The organism is Desulfomicrobium apsheronum (assembly GCF_900114115.1).
In the GTDB taxonomy this organism is placed as follows: domain Bacteria; phylum Desulfobacterota; class Desulfovibrionia; order Desulfovibrionales; family Desulfomicrobiaceae; genus Desulfomicrobium; species Desulfomicrobium apsheronum.
The window spans coordinates 276,861-291,618 of sequence record NZ_FORX01000003.1 but is presented as its reverse complement, the minus strand read 5'-3'; the positions used below and the strand labels follow the sequence as shown (position 1 = coordinate 291,618).

Here is a 14,758-nt window from a genome sequence, read left to right as displayed (position 1 = left end):
GCGTGTATTAGAATCAGAACTGGATGCGCATTATTTCCTGATAAGCCTGCATGACCTTGTTGCGGACGGCGGAGGTCATGTCCATGGCCAGTCCGGCCTTTTGCAGGGTGATCATGAGCTCATGCACGTTCTGGTTTTTGCCAGAGACAAAATCCTGGATCATGAGCGATTTTTCCCCCTGCATTTCATTGACCTTGGCCAGGGACTCTTCGATGGTCTCGGCAAAGGACTGGGTTGCTTCCTTGGTGGACGTGTTCTTGGCGTCAATGCTTTTGGGGTTGCTCAAAAGCTCGCTTGCCGCCGAATAGGCCTTGATGGCCAAGGGTGATACCGCCATGGAATGTCTCCTTGTCTGTGTCTGCTACTTTATCCGGTCCGGGTCATGGTCCGGGCTAACGTCCGATTTCAAGGGCTTTGGAAAACATGCTCTTGGACGTGGTGATGGTCGAAACGTTGGCCTCGTAGGCGCGCATGGCCGAGAGCATGTTGGTCATCTCCTCCACCACGTTGATGTCCGGATAGCTGACGTAGCCTTCCTCATCAGCGTCCGGGTGCCCCGGTTCGTAGACCTGCTTGAGCGGTCGCCTGTCGTTCTGGACGGATTCGACCCGCACTCCCTTGACATCCTGGTCCAGGGCCGAGTTCATGGCCTTGGAGAAGGGGCTCTGTACGTCGGTTTCCTTAAAAACGACTTCCTTGCGGCGGTACGGTCCGCCGTCCGCGGTTCTGGTCGTCTTGGCGTTGGCCAGGTTCATGGAGATGACGTTCAAATGGGTGCGTTCGGCCTTGAGCGCGGACGCCCCGACATCGATGGCGGTCATGAAGTCCATTATTTGCCTCCGTCAGCGATGGTTTGTTTCAGTCCGGTGAGGCTTTTCTGCATCACCGTCGCAAGCGTATTATAAAGGAGGTTGTTCTTGGCCATGGCGGCCATCTCCTTGTCCAGGTCCACGTTGTCCACGCCCTGCACCACTCGCGGCGTCAAGGATTTGGTCACGGTGGCCTCGGCGGTATCGGCGGCGAAAGCGAGAGGAAAGTGGTCCGGATGCGTGCGGGCCACGGCTCCGGTTTCGGAAAGACCGAGGGCGGCCTGCAGGTCTTTTTCAAACTCCAGGGTGCGGGCCTTGTAGCCGGGCGTGTTGATGTTCGCCAGGTTGGTGCTGACGATGTTTTGACGCTGGAGCTGAAAATCCATGACCTTGGCCGTCAGATCAATGTGATCGGGAAACAAGCTTTTCATTCGATAACCCCTTGTCATACCGGCGTTTGTTATTCATCTTGAGACAGAGCCGGGATGCTGACGAGGTCTGGTTTGCAATGACCATTCCAGATTGCGCAGAAGGCAATATGATATTTAAAATCATCATGTTGTCAGATGAGAGGCGTGTTCGGGGAGAAGTTTTGCTGAGTGGCGAAAGGAGTGGCACCAAAGTTGCTAAGCCGTTGGCAGACAGTCAACGCATACTAGATTTGCCGACAAGGAGGAGGAACCATGAGTTCACATCTGGATTATGAAATCAACAAGGAACTTGGCGAATGTTATCTTTTCATGGGTGAATTGGACAAGGCCGAGAGTTATTACCAGAAAGCCGCAAGCAGCAACGGCGTCCACCCGGATCCGTATCTGGGCCTGGCGACCATTGCGGTGCAGCGCGGGGATCTTGATCAGGCCTTGACCATGTATCAAAAGGCCGACGATATCGCATCCTCGGACAAGTCCATTGCCGGGATAGCGCTCATCAGCGCCCAGCAGGGTCAGGAAGACAAGGCGTTCGAGCTGTATCAGAAGGCCCTTGGGGTCAATCCTGAAAACATTGTCGCTCTTTTCGGGCTGGTTCAGGTTTCGCATGTGCTCGGGCGCACTGCAGAAGCCATCGCCCCCCTTGAGCTGCATCTGGAAATCAATCCGGGCAAGAGCGAAGTCCGCTATGCCTTGAGCGGTTGCCTTGTGTCCTGCGGCCGCAAGGACGAGGCCAAGGCGCATCTGCATCGGCTTTTGGAGATGGACCCCGGCAACGCGTCGGCGAGTGAACTTCTGGCCCAGCTTTAGAACGTTTCCGTTCCCCTCCCTCAAGGCAGGCCGAATCCCGGTAATCCGGGATTCGGCCTGCCTGTGTTATTGCATATTGCGATCAAAGGTGGCAGTGCACGGCGAACATTCTTTTGAGAGGGGGACACCATGAACATGTTGCCGATTCGCCGGGCCATCCTGAGCGTCACAGATAAATCAGGCCTTGATGACTTTGCCCGTTTTCTGCAAGAGCAGGGCGTGGAGCTCGTTTCCACCGGGGGCACCCGCAAGAAGCTCGTCCAGGCGGGCCTCAAAGTCCGTTCCGTCAGCGACGTGACCGGTTTTCCGGAGATCCTGGGCGGTCGGGTCAAGACCCTGCACCCCCACGTGCATGCCGGAATCCTGGCCGACAAGGACGATTCCACCCATATGCAGACCCTGAAGGACCTGCGGCTGTCTCCCTTCGACCTGATCTGCGTCAATCTCTACAATTTTGCCGAAGCCGTGCGCCAGACCCTGGAAGACAAGCAGGCCGTGGAACAGATCGACATCGGCGGACCGACCATGCTGCGCGCTTCGGCCAAGAACTTTCATTCCGTGGCCGTCATTCCTGATCCGTCCTACTATGCCGAATGCATGCAGGAGATGAAGAGCAACGGCGGTTCCCTGTCTCTGGACTTCCGCAAGCGCATGGCCGTGGCGACCTTTGCCCTGACCTCGGAATACGACCGCATGATCACCGAGTACCTGAGCCGCTCCTGACGGAGCGGCCCGGCCGGCCCACACCGGCCACGGAGAGAACACCATAGCATCAAAACCTCTCGGCAACCTGACCGGCCTCAAACCCAGCCAGATCACGGCCATTTCCCGTCTCTACAACAGACGCTTTCCCGACCAGGGCGGGTTCACCCCCGACCAGGCCCGGGAGCTGGCCATCCTGAGCCGGGGCGTCAGCCGTCAGATCGGCGTGCTCATAAACCGCAAGGGCGTGCCGGTCATGGTGCTGGTCGGAGAGCAGGACGGCATCCTGATCCCCGAGCTTTCACGTCATCGTCAGGCCGACTCCCGGCTGTCCGGCCTGCGCCTCCTGCACACCCATCTCGATTCGTCCCTGCTGACCCAGGAAGATCTCATGGACATGGTCTTTTTGCGTCTGGACGCGATCAGCGTGCTGACGGTGTCTTCCGACGGGGCGCCCAGGACCTGCCAGATCGCTCACATCCTGCCGCCCAACACTGACGAGCTGCCCTATCAGGTCCACCCGGCCATGATCTGGGATGATGTGGATTTCGATTTCGGGGCAAGCGTCAAGGCCCTGGAAGACGAGCTTGCACGCACGGGCCAAAGCGTGGCCGCCACGGCCCGCGAGGGCTCGGCCATACTGGTCAGCGTGGCTTCCGAGTCCAGGGGAGCGCAGGAACGGTCGCTGGCGGAACTGGCGGAGCTGGCGGACACGGCCGGACTTGAAGTGGTGGGGCAGGTCGTGCAGCGGGTGACCCGGGTCAATCCCAAGCTGATCCTTGGCCGGGGCAAGCTTGCCGAACTCGAAGTGCTGGCCTTGCAGAAGAATGCCGCGACCCTGGTCTTCGATCAGGAACTGACGCCCACGCAGCAGCGCAACCTGAGCCAGATCACCGAGCGCAAGGTTCTGGACCGCACTCAGCTCATCCTCGACATTTTCGCGCAGCACGCCCAGACCCGCGAAGGAAAGCTGCAGGTCGAGATGGCCCAGCTCAAGTACATGATGCCGCGCCTGGTGGGGCAGAACCGGGCCCTCAGTCGGCTGGCCGGCGGCATCGGCGGACGCGGTCCGGGCGAGTCGCGCCTGGAGATGGATCGCCGCAAGATCCGCGAGCGCATCGCCCAGATCAAGACGGAGCTTGGCAGCGTGCGTAAGCACCGCAAGTCCACGCGCAGCCGCCGCGACAAGGCGGGGCTGCCCATCGTTTCGCTGGTCGGGTACACCAACGCGGGCAAGTCGACACTCCTGAACACCCTGACCAAGAGCGTGGTCCTGGCCGAGAACAAGCTTTTCGCCACGCTCGATCCCACCAGCCGCCGGTTGCGCTTTCCCGAGGACCGGGAAATCATCCTGACCGACACCGTGGGCTTCATCCGTCACCTTCCGGCCGACCTGCGTGAAGCCTTCATGGCCACCCTGGAGGAGCTTGAGAGCGCGGACGTGCTGGTGCATGTGGCCGACGCCTCCCATCCGGAGATGGACGCCCAGATCGAAGCGGTGGAGTCCATCCTGCGCGACCTCTCCATCGACGGCATTCCACGCATCCTCGCCCTGAACAAGACGGACCGCATAAGCGAAGAGACCCGCCAGACCCTGCGCTTCGTCCATCCCGACGCAGTCTTCATCTCCGCCCTCGAACGCCCGACCCTGGCTCCGTTGGTCGAGCGCATCAAATCGCTCCTGTGAGGCTTTGCCAGTGCAAAGCCTCCTCCGGTAAAGGCATGGATTCCCGCCTGCGCGGGAATGACACATGAACAACGCCTGAATTGGTGGTTACGGATCGACGACGGCCAGGAATTTTCGCCTTGCGACCACGTCATTCCCGCGCAGGCGGGAATCCATGCTTCATCTGGCGCGAACCCTTCGTCCCTCCAGGCATCTGCCCTGAAAAGCGAAAAGCGCGAAAACCCTTGAGGTTTCCGCGCTTTTCGCGTTGCATTCGAGATGAAGGCTACTTCATTTTCCAGGGATGCTCTTCGCCTGCCATGAGGCGCTGAATGTTTTCGGAGTGTTTCCAGAAAATCAGCGCCATGAGCACCAGGGCCAGGGGAATGGCGCCATAAAGGCCCTGGAAGAGCAGGACGACCGGCATCAGGGCGACCATGACCAGGGAGGCCAGGGACACGAAATTGTAGAAGTACAGGGCCGCGAGGAATCCCAGGCCGCAGAGTATCGTCCCTGAGGTGGAGATGGCCACGAAGGCTCCCACCCAGGTGGCCACACCCTTGCCGCCCTTGCCGTGCAGGAACACGGAGAACATGTGACCGCAAATCGCAGCCGTGGCGACCAGCGTCAGAAAAAAGTAGGAATCCGAGAAGCTCGCGGCCAAGGCCACGGGCACAAAGCCTTTCAGCATGTCCAGGGCCAGGGTCAGGGCTCCGTACTTGGTTCCGCAGAGGCGGCCGACGTTGGTCGCCCCGATGTTGCCGCTGCCTTCATTGCGCGGGTCGATGCCGCAGCAGGTTCTGGAGATCAAAAGGCCGAAGGGCATGGCGCCCAGAAGATAGCTGATTGCGAGCCAGAATATTGTCACCATGTGCAGTCTCCTTGGTCTTTGGAAAGTTGGATTGGCATGTGCCGAAATCCCCTACGTGAAAATGGCCTGCCGGACAAGTTCATTCCTCCTCCCAGGCCTCGACGATCTTGATCTCGTTGTTAAGGGGATCGACCTTGCCGATTCTGATGGAAAAACCCTGGCCGAGCCGGATCTTGTCCCCGAAGATCTTGCGCGGAGCCTTCAGGAAGAGTTGCAGATCCGGCAGGGAGATGGTCACCAGGTGCGAGCCCGGATCGACGATGATCCCGGACCAGCGCATTTTTTTGTGATTTTGCCTGAAATATTCGTATTTCCAGTATCGTGGGCGCATGCGCTGGACCTGGCCGACCAGCTCGGCCCTGCTGGACAGCAGCGGGAGCAGGCTTTCGAGCTCGGCCTGGTTCAGCAGGCGCCCGTGTCCGGTCAGTCTGGCCATGATCTGGGCCATGTTGATGAAGTCCGAATAACGCCTGAGCGGCGAGGTCACCGGGGCATAGGCCTTGGCTCCGATGGTGGCGTGACGCCGGGGCTCGCATTCAAGAATGGAGGGGCCCATATTGTTGATGATGCGATAGATGTCCGTGGGATCGGTCCAGACTCCGGCGCTTTCGGCGGGCAGCGTGATATTCTGGGTCCTGAACAGCAGGGCGGTGCCGGTCTCCCGGGCCCACGAGCCCATGGCCTTGTTGGCCAGGATCATGAACTCGGACACGATTTTCTGCGCTTCGGGCGTGGATTCGGATTGCACGACCTCGACTTCCGGGTTGACCGAATCCTTGCACAGGACCATGCGCGGATCGGGCTGGTCCATGATCACGGCGTGATCGCGGATGCGTGCCTGTCGCAGCAGGGTGGCCAGGTCGCGGGCGTGATGCAGCATCCCGGGAGCGGCTGTCGCGATTTCGTTTTCAACGCCCGTGTAGGTCAGGTTGGCCTTTATGCTGATCCAAGCGATTTGCGGGTCAAAGGAGCGCAAGGCTCCCTCCGGATCCAGATCGAAGGAAATGATCAGAGCCGGGCGTTCCTGTCCGGCACGCAGACTGAAGAAATCCTTGCCCAGGGTCTCGGGCAGCATGTGGCTGGTGCCTTCGGGCAGATAGAGGGAGGTGAAGCGGTGCAGCACCGCCTTGTCCAGGGGACTGCCGAACTCCCAGCCAAGACAGGGGCAGGCCAGGGCCAGATGCAGCTTGAACCCGTCCTGGTCGCGTGTCAGGTCGAAGCCGTCGTCGATGTCCTGGGTGCTGGATGAGTCGATGGTCACGATTTCTGCGGCGGGTTCGGTGCGCGTGGCCAGGACCCTTTCCTGCAGGGCCGTGACAGCCTCGGCGTGGGCTTCGGCCCAGTCCGGCTCCCAGTAGTATTGGGCGCGGCAGAGGTGGAAATTGAAATGCGGCGGCACGATGCCCCAGGCCTGGGCCAGAAAGAGCGGCAGGTGCGGGTCTTCCGGCATGCCCTGGCACATGGTCTTCCACAGGGCGTCCGAATCCCGGTCGTCGGGGTTGCACAGACGGGTCATGAGCAGGTCGCGGATGCGGCCCGCCTGCTCCTCGTCGGGCTGGGGCAAGGTGCTTTTGCGCTTGCAGAAGATGTCCCACAGCCCGCGCAGAAAGACCTGCCCGAAGCCGACCAGGCGTTCGCGCTCCTGAGCCTTGCGCAGCTCTTCCTGGCGTCGCTCCACGGTCTCCTGCGGATAGATCTCGAACTGAGGCGGGGAGAACTTGAAATGGGTCTTGGTCTGCAGCAGCTTGCGCCCGAGGGCCGACAGCTGGTCGGGACTCGCGTCCTCGAAGACAAGGCTTGCGAACCATTCAATGCCCGCTTCGTCCACTTCGCCTTGGGCCAGATCCCAGATTTCCAGCGCGTCGACGGATTCTGCCAGGCGCTCCCGGCGGCCGTTGTGCGTGCGCAGCAGGTCGAGCATCTCCTGACGGCTGCTATCCGCCGGGCATTGGGGGCCAATCCATGGCAGGACGCGGGACAGGGGGAGCTTGAGCTCTCGCTGTCCCGAGGTGAAGACCCGCAGGCGAGGTCCCTGGACGTCCAGGACCCAGGCCGTGACGGGCTGGTTATCCTGCAGGAATTCCATGATGCACCCTGGCTGCAGGGATAGAGAAGAGGACATAAAAGGCCTTATGCGCTGTGCGCGTGAGCCGGCCTGGCCGGCTCGGGTGAACGGCCCTTGGGCCGTGTTCTAGTGTTTGAAGGAGCGCTGGCCGGTGAAGACCATGGCCACCTGCGGGGTGGCGCTGTTTACGGCCTGGATGATTTCCCAGTCGCGGATGGAGCCGCCGGGCTGGGCGATGGCGGTCACACCTTGGGCAATGGCCAGATCCACGCCGTCACGGAAGGGGAAGAATCCGTCCGAAACGAGGACCGTTCCGGGCAGGCCGCCCTTGTCCTGTTCGGTTTGGGCCAGGATTTCGGCCAGGGAAGAGGCCAACTCCTGGTCCGCCCGGGCTTTTTGCTTCAGCTCGTACAGGGAGAGACTGTGGCGTTCGAAGGCCTGCTTGTCGGCGTACTTGGTGTAGGCCTTCTGGATGGTCAGTTCGACGCAGCCGACCCGGTCCTGTTCGCCCGTGCCGATGGAGACGGTGGCCCCGTCGCGGGCGAAGATGATGGAGTTTGAGGTCACTCCGGCTTCCACGGCCCAGGCGAAGAGCAGGTCCTCGGCTTCGCGGTGGCTGGGCTTGCGGGCCAGGTGGGTGGTGCCGTCCTTGATCGCCTCGGCGGGCAGGAAATCTTCCTCGGTCAGGATTCTGTTTCTGAAGGAGGCCTGGATGATGAGCCCGCCATCGACCAAGGACTTTATATCCAGAAAAGGGGTGCCGACAATTTTTTCCAGCTCGGCCAGCGCCGGGATGCCGATGATGCGCAGGTTCTTTTTCGCGGTCAGGACGGTCAGGGCCTCGGCCGTGAAATCCGGGGCGGCGATGACTTCGAAGTAGCTTCCGCTTATGAACTCGGCGCAGTCCTTGTCTAGGGCGCGGTTGACGATGATGGTGCCGCCGAAGGCTGCGATGCGGTCGGAGGCGAAGGCGCGTGTCAGGGCCGTGAACAGGCCCTCGTCAGACCAGGCCGCACCGCAGGGATTGTTGTGCTTCAGGATGATGGCGGCGGGCTTGGCCGTGAGGTACTGGAGCATGTTGATGCCGTTGTCCACGTCGGTCAGGTTGATCTTGCCCGGATGCTTGCCGGACTGGATCAGGTTTTCCTCGGTCAGGCTCGACACGAGTTTGTGCTGTCCCTGCTGGAAGGCGACGCCGTCCATGTTGAAGGAGCTCTCGACCACTTCATAGAGCGCAGCGGGCTGGTCCGGGTTTTCGCCGTAGCGCAATCCTTTTTGTTCTCCACCGATGTTCCAGGTTTTCTTGGCGTAGCGGATGGTCTGTTCGCCCACGGTCAAGGTCAGGTCGGCGGGAAAGGAGTCCCGGTTCAGTGTATGATACATCTTCTTGAGATCACTCATATATATTCTCCGAAAAGAGGATTTGGCGTTGTCCGGCGCAGGTCCGGGCCGTGTGAATCCATGTGCCCCTAGCACAGGCCCGGATGGACGGCAAATCCCGTGCCGTGCCGGGGCCTGGGGCCTGACGCGCGGCCGGCGCGAATTGGCTGGTTCGAGTTTTCCCGGACCAATCGATTGCGTAAATTGACTTCGCCCCAGCCTTCTCATAAAGAAGGGAGCCATTTGCCATTGCGCTGACGGCGAATATACCAAAGACGAGGAGATCGGATTCATGGCGAATATCGTAGTCATGGGCGCCCAGTGGGGCGACGAAGGAAAGGGCAAGATAGTCGATTTGTTGACCACGGATGTGGCCGCCATCGTGCGCTTTCAGGGCGGAAACAATGCCGGACACACGCTGGTGGTCAACGGCAAGCAGACCATTTTGCACCTCATTCCGTCCGGCATCCTGCACCAGGGCAAGAAGTGCATGATCGGCAACGGCGTTGTGCTGGACCCCGCCGTGTTCTGCCTTGAGATGGACAAGCTGGCCGCGTCGGGCATCGACGTCAGCCCCGAGCGGCTTTTGATCAGCAAGAAGACCCAGCTCATCATGCCGTATCATTGCGCCATCGACAGCGCGCGGGAAAATTTCAAGAGTGGATCGGACAAGATCGGCACCACGGGCCGGGGCATCGGTCCCTGCTACGAGGACAAGGCCGCACGCATCGGCATCCGCGCGGCGGATCTGGCGGACGAAGCCCTGCTCAGGCAGAAGATCGAAAAAGCCCTGGTGGAAAAAAACGCCTTGCTCACCGGCCTCTATGGTCAGGAGCCCATGTCGGCGCAGAAGATTTTCGAGCAGCTCCTGCCCGTGGCCAAACGCCTGACGCCCTATCTTGGCGACGTGTCCTCGGCCATCCAGGAGGCCGCCGGACAGGGCGTTCTTTTCGAGGGCGCGCAGGGCACCCATCTTGATATCGATCACGGCACCTATCCCTTTGTGACCTCATCCAACACCGTGGCCGGAAACGCCTCGGCCGGATCTGGATGTTCACCGCGCATGTTCGATCGCATCGTGGCCATCGTCAAAGCCTACACCACACGCGTGGGCGCGGGCCCGTTTCCGACCGAGCAGCCCGAGGGCGCCGGAGCCTACATGCAGGAGAAGGGCGCGGAATTCGGCGCGACCACTGGCCGCAAGCGCCGCTGCGGCTGGTTGGACATGGTCGTCCTGCGCGAATCACAGCGCCTGAACGGCCCCACGGAGATCGCCCTGACCAAGCTCGATGTCCTGGGCGGGCTTGACGAACTGAAGCTCTGCGTGGCCTATCGCTACCGGGGCGAAGAGGTCGCCTATCCGCCGCAGGAAGAGAACGGCATGGCCCATGTCGAGCCGGTCTACGAGAGCATGCCCGGCTGGACGGAAGACATCACCGGATGCCGGACCTTCGCCGAACTGCCTTCGGCTACGCGCGACTACATCGCACGCATCGAGGAAATCCTGGGCATTCCGGTGTCCATAGTGTCCGTGGGCCCGGACCGGGATCAGACCATTCTTCGCTGACAATGGGAGGTTCGCCTCCCATTTTTTCATCATGTCCACACCCTGGCAGCATATCATCTCCTCCCAGCCCCGCATCGCGGGGTTTCTGGAACGCCTCGCCCAGGCTCCGCCCAATTCACTGCTCCTGGAAGGCGGAAACGCTTCCGAACGTCTGGCCTTCGGTCTTTTCTGGGCCGCGCGGCTGATGTGCCGCGAGGCGGCTCCTCCGTGCGGAGAATGCCGCATCTGTCTGCAGATCGCGGACAACGCCTGCCGTGATCTTTTTCTTCTGAACGGGGCCGAGGGTTCGATCAACGTGGATACGGTGCGCGAAGTGCGCGCCGTGCTCGGCGATCCGCCCGCTGGTCGGGGACCGCGCGTGGTCATCCTGGCCGAGGCGCAGGCCCTGGGCGACGGCGCGGCCAATGCGCTGCTCAAGTCCCTGGAGGAGCCAAGCCCGGGCAACGTCTTTGTACTCTTGGCTCCGAGCCGTGAAATTTTGCTGCCGACCCTGGTGTCCCGCAGTTTCGTGCTTACCTTGGGTTGGCCCAAGGGCGGGTTCGAAGACTCCGATCTGGGCGAGCGCCTGCGCGCTCTGTGCGAGTTCATCCAGAGCGGCAAGGGCGCCTGGCTAGAATGGACGGGGCGCAAGGGCAACGTGGACGCGCGGATGGCCGACTCCATCCTGCGCGAGGTGCAGCGCAGCCTGGTCCAGGCCGGGTATGGCAACCCCCTGACCGAGCTGGCCCGTCTGCTGGCCGCGCGGCTGGATGTGGTCGCGGTGCGTCAGGTGGGCGTGATCATCGAGAATGCCCTCGAAAGTCTGGAAGTGGGGGCCAATCCAGCCGTGGTGCTGGAGTGGGTCGCCATACGCATGTGGAACCTCCTGCACAAATAAGAAGATGCGCGAAATCATTCTCATACAAATCGCCGGCACGGACCGGGACGGCCTGCTGGCCGGAATCATGGGACAGCTGGCCGAATCCGGGGTGACCATCCTCGACATTAGCCAGTCCGTCATTCACGACGACCTCTCGCTTGGCGTGCTCATCGAGGTGCCGCGTGAGAACGAATCGTCGCCCATTCTGAAGGACCTCCTCTACTGGGCTCACAATCAGGACCTGCACCTCAAGTTTTCGCCCGTGACCGAGGACGATTACGAACGCTGGGTCGGTGTGCAGGGGCGCAAGCGGCATATCGTGACCGTGCTCGGACGAACGATATCGGCGGCCAATCTGGCGGCCATGGCCGAGGTGATCACCTCGCACGGACTGAGTATCGACTGTATCACCCGTCTTTCGGGTCGCAGATCCCTGACCAACCCCCCGGCCATGCCCCGGTCCTGCCTCGAATTTTCCGTGCGCGGAACTCCGGAAGACATCTCCGGCATGCGCGCCGCTTTTCTGGACCTCTCCCGGGAACAGGGCATCGACATCGGCTTTCAGGAAGACAACGCCTTCCGTCGCATTCGTCGGCTGGTCTGTTTCGACATGGATTCGACCCTGATCCAGGCCGAAGTCATCGACGAACTGGCCAAGCGGGCCGGAGTGGGCGAGGAGGTCGCGGCCATCACCGAGGCGGCCATGCGCGGGGAGCTGGATTTTTCCCAGAGCCTGCGTAAGCGCGTGAGCCTGCTCAAGGGTCTGCCCGAGTCCGTGTTGCAGGATGTCGCCGCGACCCTGCCCATGACCGAAGGCGCGGAAAGACTCATCCGCACCCTGAAGAGCCTTGGCTACACCATCGCCATCCTGTCCGGCGGTTTCAATTATTTCGGGCACCGTCTGCAGGAGCAGCTTGGCATCGACTACGTGCACGCCAACGAGCTTGAGATAAAAGACGGAGTCCTGACCGGCGGACTGGTAGGCGAGATCGTCGACGGCGCGGGCAAGGCCCGGCTGCTGAAGGCCATCGCCGCCGAGGAACATATCTCCCTGTCGCAGGTCATCGCCGTGGGCGACGGGGCCAACGATCTGCCCATGCTCGACGTGGCCGGGCTCGGCATCGCCTTTCACGCCAAGCCCGTGGTCCGTCAGGGCGCGGGGCAGGCCATATCCAACGTGGGACTTGACGGCGTGCTCTATTTTCTGGGCCTCCGGGACCGCGAAACCGTGGATCAACTGGCCGGAAGGGAGGGATAATGTTTGGAAAGCTGTTTTTGCTCTTTGTGTTGGTGCCGGTGGCCGAGATTTACGTGCTGGTCACCGTCGGCAGTTCCATCGGGGCCTTCCCGACCGTCGCCCTGGTCATCTTGACGGCCCTGGCCGGAGCGCATCTGGCGCGCATGCAGGGGCTGTCGACCATGATGCGCATCCGCGAGAATCTGGACCAGGGCTTCATGCCCGCCGAAGAGCTCCTCGACGGCGTGCTCATCTTTCTGGCCGGAATGGTGCTCCTGACGCCGGGTTTTCTGACGGATATCGCAGGTCTGCTCATCCTTCTGCCGGCAACGCGCAACCTGTTCAAAAAGTGGCTGCGCAAGAAGTTCGACGAATGGCGGCAAAATCCCAACGTACACATAACGTTCCACAGATAAAGGCAAGCCTCCGGCGCAACCACCCAAGCCGTCCGTCCAGTCCATTCCGTCCATAACGTCCGTAGAGTCCACCAAAAAGCTTACAAAGCCCCAGTCCCCGGAGCACCCCATGATCTACCGCAATCTCAAAACCTGCCTCGACGATCTGGAGCGAACCAAACAGCTGGTCCGCATCAATGAGCCCATTGACCCCTTTATCGAGGCCGGAGCAATTCAGCGCAGGGTCTTTCAGGCCGGTGGACCGGCACTGCTCTTCACCAACGTCAAGGGCACGAAATTTCCCATGGCCGCCAATATTTTCGGTACACTGGCGCGGACAAAATTCATTTTCCGCGCCACCCTGCGCCGCGTGGAGGCCATGCTTTCGGCCAAGGCCGATCCGGCGAGCGTTCTGAAAAAGCCCGCGCTCTGGCCAGGGCTGGCCCTTGGTGCCTGGCACACCCTGCCCAAGACCGTCAGCAACGGCCCGATCATGGCCCACACCACCAGCATTTCGCAGCTCCCGCAGCTCGTGTCCTGGCCCATGGACGGCGGGGCCTACGTGACCCTGCCGCTGGTCTATTCCGAGAGCCCTTCAAAGCCCGGATACATGGGTTCGAACCTTGGCATGTACCGCATTCAGCTCTCGGGCAACGAGTTTGAAAAGGACCGGGAAGTGGGGCTGCACTACCAGATCCATCGCGGCATAGGCTATCATCACGCCGAAGCCATCGCGCGCAAGACCCGCCTGCCCGTGAACATTTTCGTCGGCGGACCTCCGGCCATGACGCTGGCCGCCATCATGCCCCTGCCCGAGGGCATCGCCGAGATGCTCTTTGCCGGTGCGCTGGGCGGGCATCGCGTGCCCATGGTCAAGCGGCCCGGGGAGCTGCCGATCCCGGCTGAGGCGGATTTCTGCATCCGTGGATACATCGACCCCGGCGTGCAGAAGCCCGAAGGCCCCTTCGGGGACCATCTCGGCTACTACAGCCTGGCGCACGATTTTCCGGTCATGCAGGTTTCCGAGGTGCTACACCGCGAAGGCGCCGTCTGGCCTTTCACCACGGTGGGCCGTCCGCCCCAGGAGGATACCATGTTCGGCGCGTTCATCCATGAACTGACCGCAGAACTGGTGCCGCAGGTTTTCGGAGGCGTGCACCAGGTGCACGCCGTGGACGCGGCCGGGGTGCATCCGCTCCTTTTGGCCGTGGGCAGCGAGCGCTACGTGCCCTATGCGGGCGAGCGCCAGCCTCAGGAGCTCATCACCAACGGGCTTTCACTGCTGGGCACGACCCAGACCTCCCTCTCCAAGTACGTCATCCTCGCCGCTCGCGAGGACGATCCGGAACTGTCCTGCCACGATGTGCCCCGGTTCCTCGGACATGTGCTGGAACGACTCGATCTGTCGCGGGATCTGCATTTCATCACCCGCACGACCATGGACACGCTCGATTATTCCGGCATCAGCCTCAACCAGGGCTCCAAGGTGCTCTGGACGGCCGCCGGAAATCCCAAACGCGAACTCGGCACGGCCTTGCCCGCCCTGTCCCTGCCGGACGGGTTCTCCAATCCGCGCTTTTTTGCTCCGGGCATGCTGGTCCTCTCCGGTCCGGCCCATGCCCAGCCGCGCGACACCCACGACCCGGCCATGGAAAATCTGTGTCAGGTTCTGGTAAAAGCCGACCTGCGCGGCTTCCCGCTCATCGTTGTCGCCGATGACGCCGAGTTCACGGCGGATTCCTGGGACAATTTCCTGTGGGTGACCTTCACCCGCTCGGACCCAGCCACGGACACCTACGGACTGAACGGATTCACGCACTGCAAGCATTGGGGATGCACGAGCATGGTCGTCGACGCCCGGCTCAAGACCTATCATGCCCCGGCGCTGGTCAGTGTGGCGGAAATCGAAAAAAGAGTGGACGAACTTGCCCTGCCCGGCAGACCCCTGTATGGAATCATCTAATCA

14 protein-coding genes are annotated in these 14,758 nt (G+C 61.5%); 8 read left to right on the top strand and 6 right to left on the bottom strand.

Features of this window, described 5'->3' with window-relative positions:
• Positions 1 to 13 precede the first annotated feature (13 nt).
• Genes fliE through flgB form a run of 3 tightly spaced genes read right to left on the bottom strand, consistent with a single transcriptional unit; the run spans position 14 to position 1,240 of the window.
• Entirely contained in the window at positions 14 to 337 is a 324-nt protein-coding gene (gene fliE, locus BMZ40_RS05475) for a flagellar hook-basal body complex protein FliE (RefSeq protein ID WP_092373105.1), read from the bottom strand.
• 55 nt (positions 338 to 392) lie between these two features.
• Positions 393 to 830, bottom strand: a complete 438-nt coding sequence (flgC, locus tag BMZ40_RS05470; protein WP_092373104.1) for a flagellar basal body rod protein FlgC — start codon at positions 828 to 830, stop codon at positions 393 to 395.
• Positions 830 to 1,240, bottom strand: coding sequence for a flagellar basal body rod protein FlgB (flgB, locus tag BMZ40_RS05465; protein WP_092373103.1), 411 nt, complete (start codon positions 1,238 to 1,240; stop codon positions 830 to 832). The genes flgC and flgB overlap by 1 nt, the downstream gene beginning before the upstream one ends.
• A gap of 252 nt (positions 1,241 to 1,492) precedes the next feature.
• Between flgB and BMZ40_RS05460 the strand changes: the two genes are divergently transcribed.
• The 3 genes from BMZ40_RS05460 to hflX all read left to right on the top strand — a co-directional run bounded on the left by BMZ40_RS05460 (position 1,493) and on the right by hflX (position 4,439).
• A complete protein-coding gene (locus BMZ40_RS05460) occupies positions 1,493 to 2,050 on the top strand; it encodes a tetratricopeptide repeat protein (protein WP_092373102.1) in 558 nt (185 codons plus the stop codon).
• Positions 2,051 to 2,179: 129 nt separating this feature from the next.
• Complete coding sequence (locus BMZ40_RS05455; RefSeq protein ID WP_092189683.1) at positions 2,180 to 2,773, top strand: IMP cyclohydrolase; 594 nt, start codon at positions 2,180 to 2,182, stop codon at positions 2,771 to 2,773.
• A gap of 43 nt (positions 2,774 to 2,816) precedes the next feature.
• Positions 2,817 to 4,439, top strand: coding sequence for a GTPase HflX (gene hflX / locus BMZ40_RS05450; protein ID WP_092373101.1), 1,623 nt, complete (start codon positions 2,817 to 2,819; stop codon positions 4,437 to 4,439).
• A gap of 265 nt (positions 4,440 to 4,704) precedes the next feature.
• Here hflX and plsY read toward each other — a convergent pair whose 3' ends face one another.
• The 3 genes from plsY to BMZ40_RS05435 form a co-directional block, all read right to left on the bottom strand.
• Complete coding sequence (gene plsY, locus BMZ40_RS05445) at positions 4,705 to 5,289, bottom strand: glycerol-3-phosphate 1-O-acyltransferase PlsY (protein ID WP_092373100.1); 585 nt, start codon at positions 5,287 to 5,289, stop codon at positions 4,705 to 4,707.
• A gap of 79 nt (positions 5,290 to 5,368) precedes the next feature.
• A complete protein-coding gene (locus BMZ40_RS05440) occupies positions 5,369 to 7,375 on the bottom strand; it encodes a ribonuclease catalytic domain-containing protein (RefSeq protein WP_177193030.1) in 2,007 nt (668 codons plus the stop codon).
• A 105-nt stretch (positions 7,376 to 7,480) separates the two neighbouring features.
• Entirely contained in the window at positions 7,481 to 8,755 is a 1,275-nt protein-coding gene (locus BMZ40_RS05435) for an IMP cyclohydrolase (protein ID WP_092373098.1), read from the bottom strand.
• Positions 8,756 to 9,026: 271 nt separating this feature from the next.
• On the opposite strand from BMZ40_RS05435, the gene BMZ40_RS05430 reads away from it, so the two are divergent.
• The 5 genes from BMZ40_RS05430 (at position 9,027) to BMZ40_RS05410 (ending at position 14,755) form a co-directional block, all read left to right on the top strand.
• Complete coding sequence (locus BMZ40_RS05430; RefSeq protein ID WP_092373097.1) at positions 9,027 to 10,301, top strand: adenylosuccinate synthase; 1,275 nt, start codon at positions 9,027 to 9,029, stop codon at positions 10,299 to 10,301.
• Between the two features lie 31 nt (positions 10,302 to 10,332).
• Positions 10,333 to 11,178, top strand: coding sequence for a hypothetical protein (locus tag BMZ40_RS05425; RefSeq protein ID WP_092373096.1), 846 nt, complete (start codon positions 10,333 to 10,335; stop codon positions 11,176 to 11,178).
• A gap of 4 nt (positions 11,179 to 11,182) precedes the next feature.
• Positions 11,183 to 12,418 (top strand): phosphoserine phosphatase SerB, encoded by a 1,236-nt coding sequence (gene serB / locus BMZ40_RS05420; RefSeq protein ID WP_092373095.1) that lies wholly within the window; start codon positions 11,183 to 11,185, stop codon positions 12,416 to 12,418.
• A complete protein-coding gene (locus BMZ40_RS05415) occupies positions 12,418 to 12,813 on the top strand; it encodes an FxsA family protein (RefSeq protein WP_092373094.1) in 396 nt (131 codons plus the stop codon). Before serB ends, BMZ40_RS05415 begins: the two co-directional genes overlap by 1 nt.
• Before the next feature lie 109 nt (positions 12,814 to 12,922).
• Positions 12,923 to 14,755, top strand: coding sequence for a UbiD family decarboxylase (locus BMZ40_RS05410; RefSeq protein ID WP_092373093.1), 1,833 nt, complete (start codon positions 12,923 to 12,925; stop codon positions 14,753 to 14,755).
• Positions 14,756 to 14,758: the final 3 nt, after the last annotated feature.

Coding starts and splice junctions, on each gene's coding strand:
- fliE (WP_092373105.1), bottom strand. CDS start 337: ATGGCGGTATCACCCTTGGCCATCAAGGCCTATTCGGCGGCAAGCGAG.
- flgC (WP_092373104.1), bottom strand. CDS start 830: ATGGACTTCATGACCGCCATCGATGTCGGGGCGTCCGCGCTCAAGGCC.
- flgB (WP_092373103.1), bottom strand. CDS start 1,240: ATGAAAAGCTTGTTTCCCGATCACATTGATCTGACGGCCAAGGTCATG.
- BMZ40_RS05460 (WP_092373102.1), top strand. CDS start 1,493: ATGAGTTCACATCTGGATTATGAAATCAACAAGGAACTTGGCGAATGT.
- BMZ40_RS05455 (WP_092189683.1), top strand. CDS start 2,180: ATGAACATGTTGCCGATTCGCCGGGCCATCCTGAGCGTCACAGATAAA.
- plsY (WP_092373100.1), bottom strand. CDS start 5,289: ATGGTGACAATATTCTGGCTCGCAATCAGCTATCTTCTGGGCGCCATG.
- BMZ40_RS05440 (WP_177193030.1), bottom strand. CDS start 7,375: ATGGAATTCCTGCAGGATAACCAGCCCGTCACGGCCTGGGTCCTGGAC.
- BMZ40_RS05435 (WP_092373098.1), bottom strand. CDS start 8,755: ATGAGTGATCTCAAGAAGATGTATCATACACTGAACCGGGACTCCTTT.
- BMZ40_RS05430 (WP_092373097.1), top strand. CDS start 9,027: ATGGCGAATATCGTAGTCATGGGCGCCCAGTGGGGCGACGAAGGAAAG.
- BMZ40_RS05425 (WP_092373096.1), top strand. CDS start 10,333: ATGTCCACACCCTGGCAGCATATCATCTCCTCCCAGCCCCGCATCGCG.
- serB (WP_092373095.1), top strand. CDS start 11,183: ATGCGCGAAATCATTCTCATACAAATCGCCGGCACGGACCGGGACGGC.
- BMZ40_RS05415 (WP_092373094.1), top strand. CDS start 12,418: ATGTTTGGAAAGCTGTTTTTGCTCTTTGTGTTGGTGCCGGTGGCCGAG.
- BMZ40_RS05410 (WP_092373093.1), top strand. CDS start 12,923: ATGATCTACCGCAATCTCAAAACCTGCCTCGACGATCTGGAGCGAACC.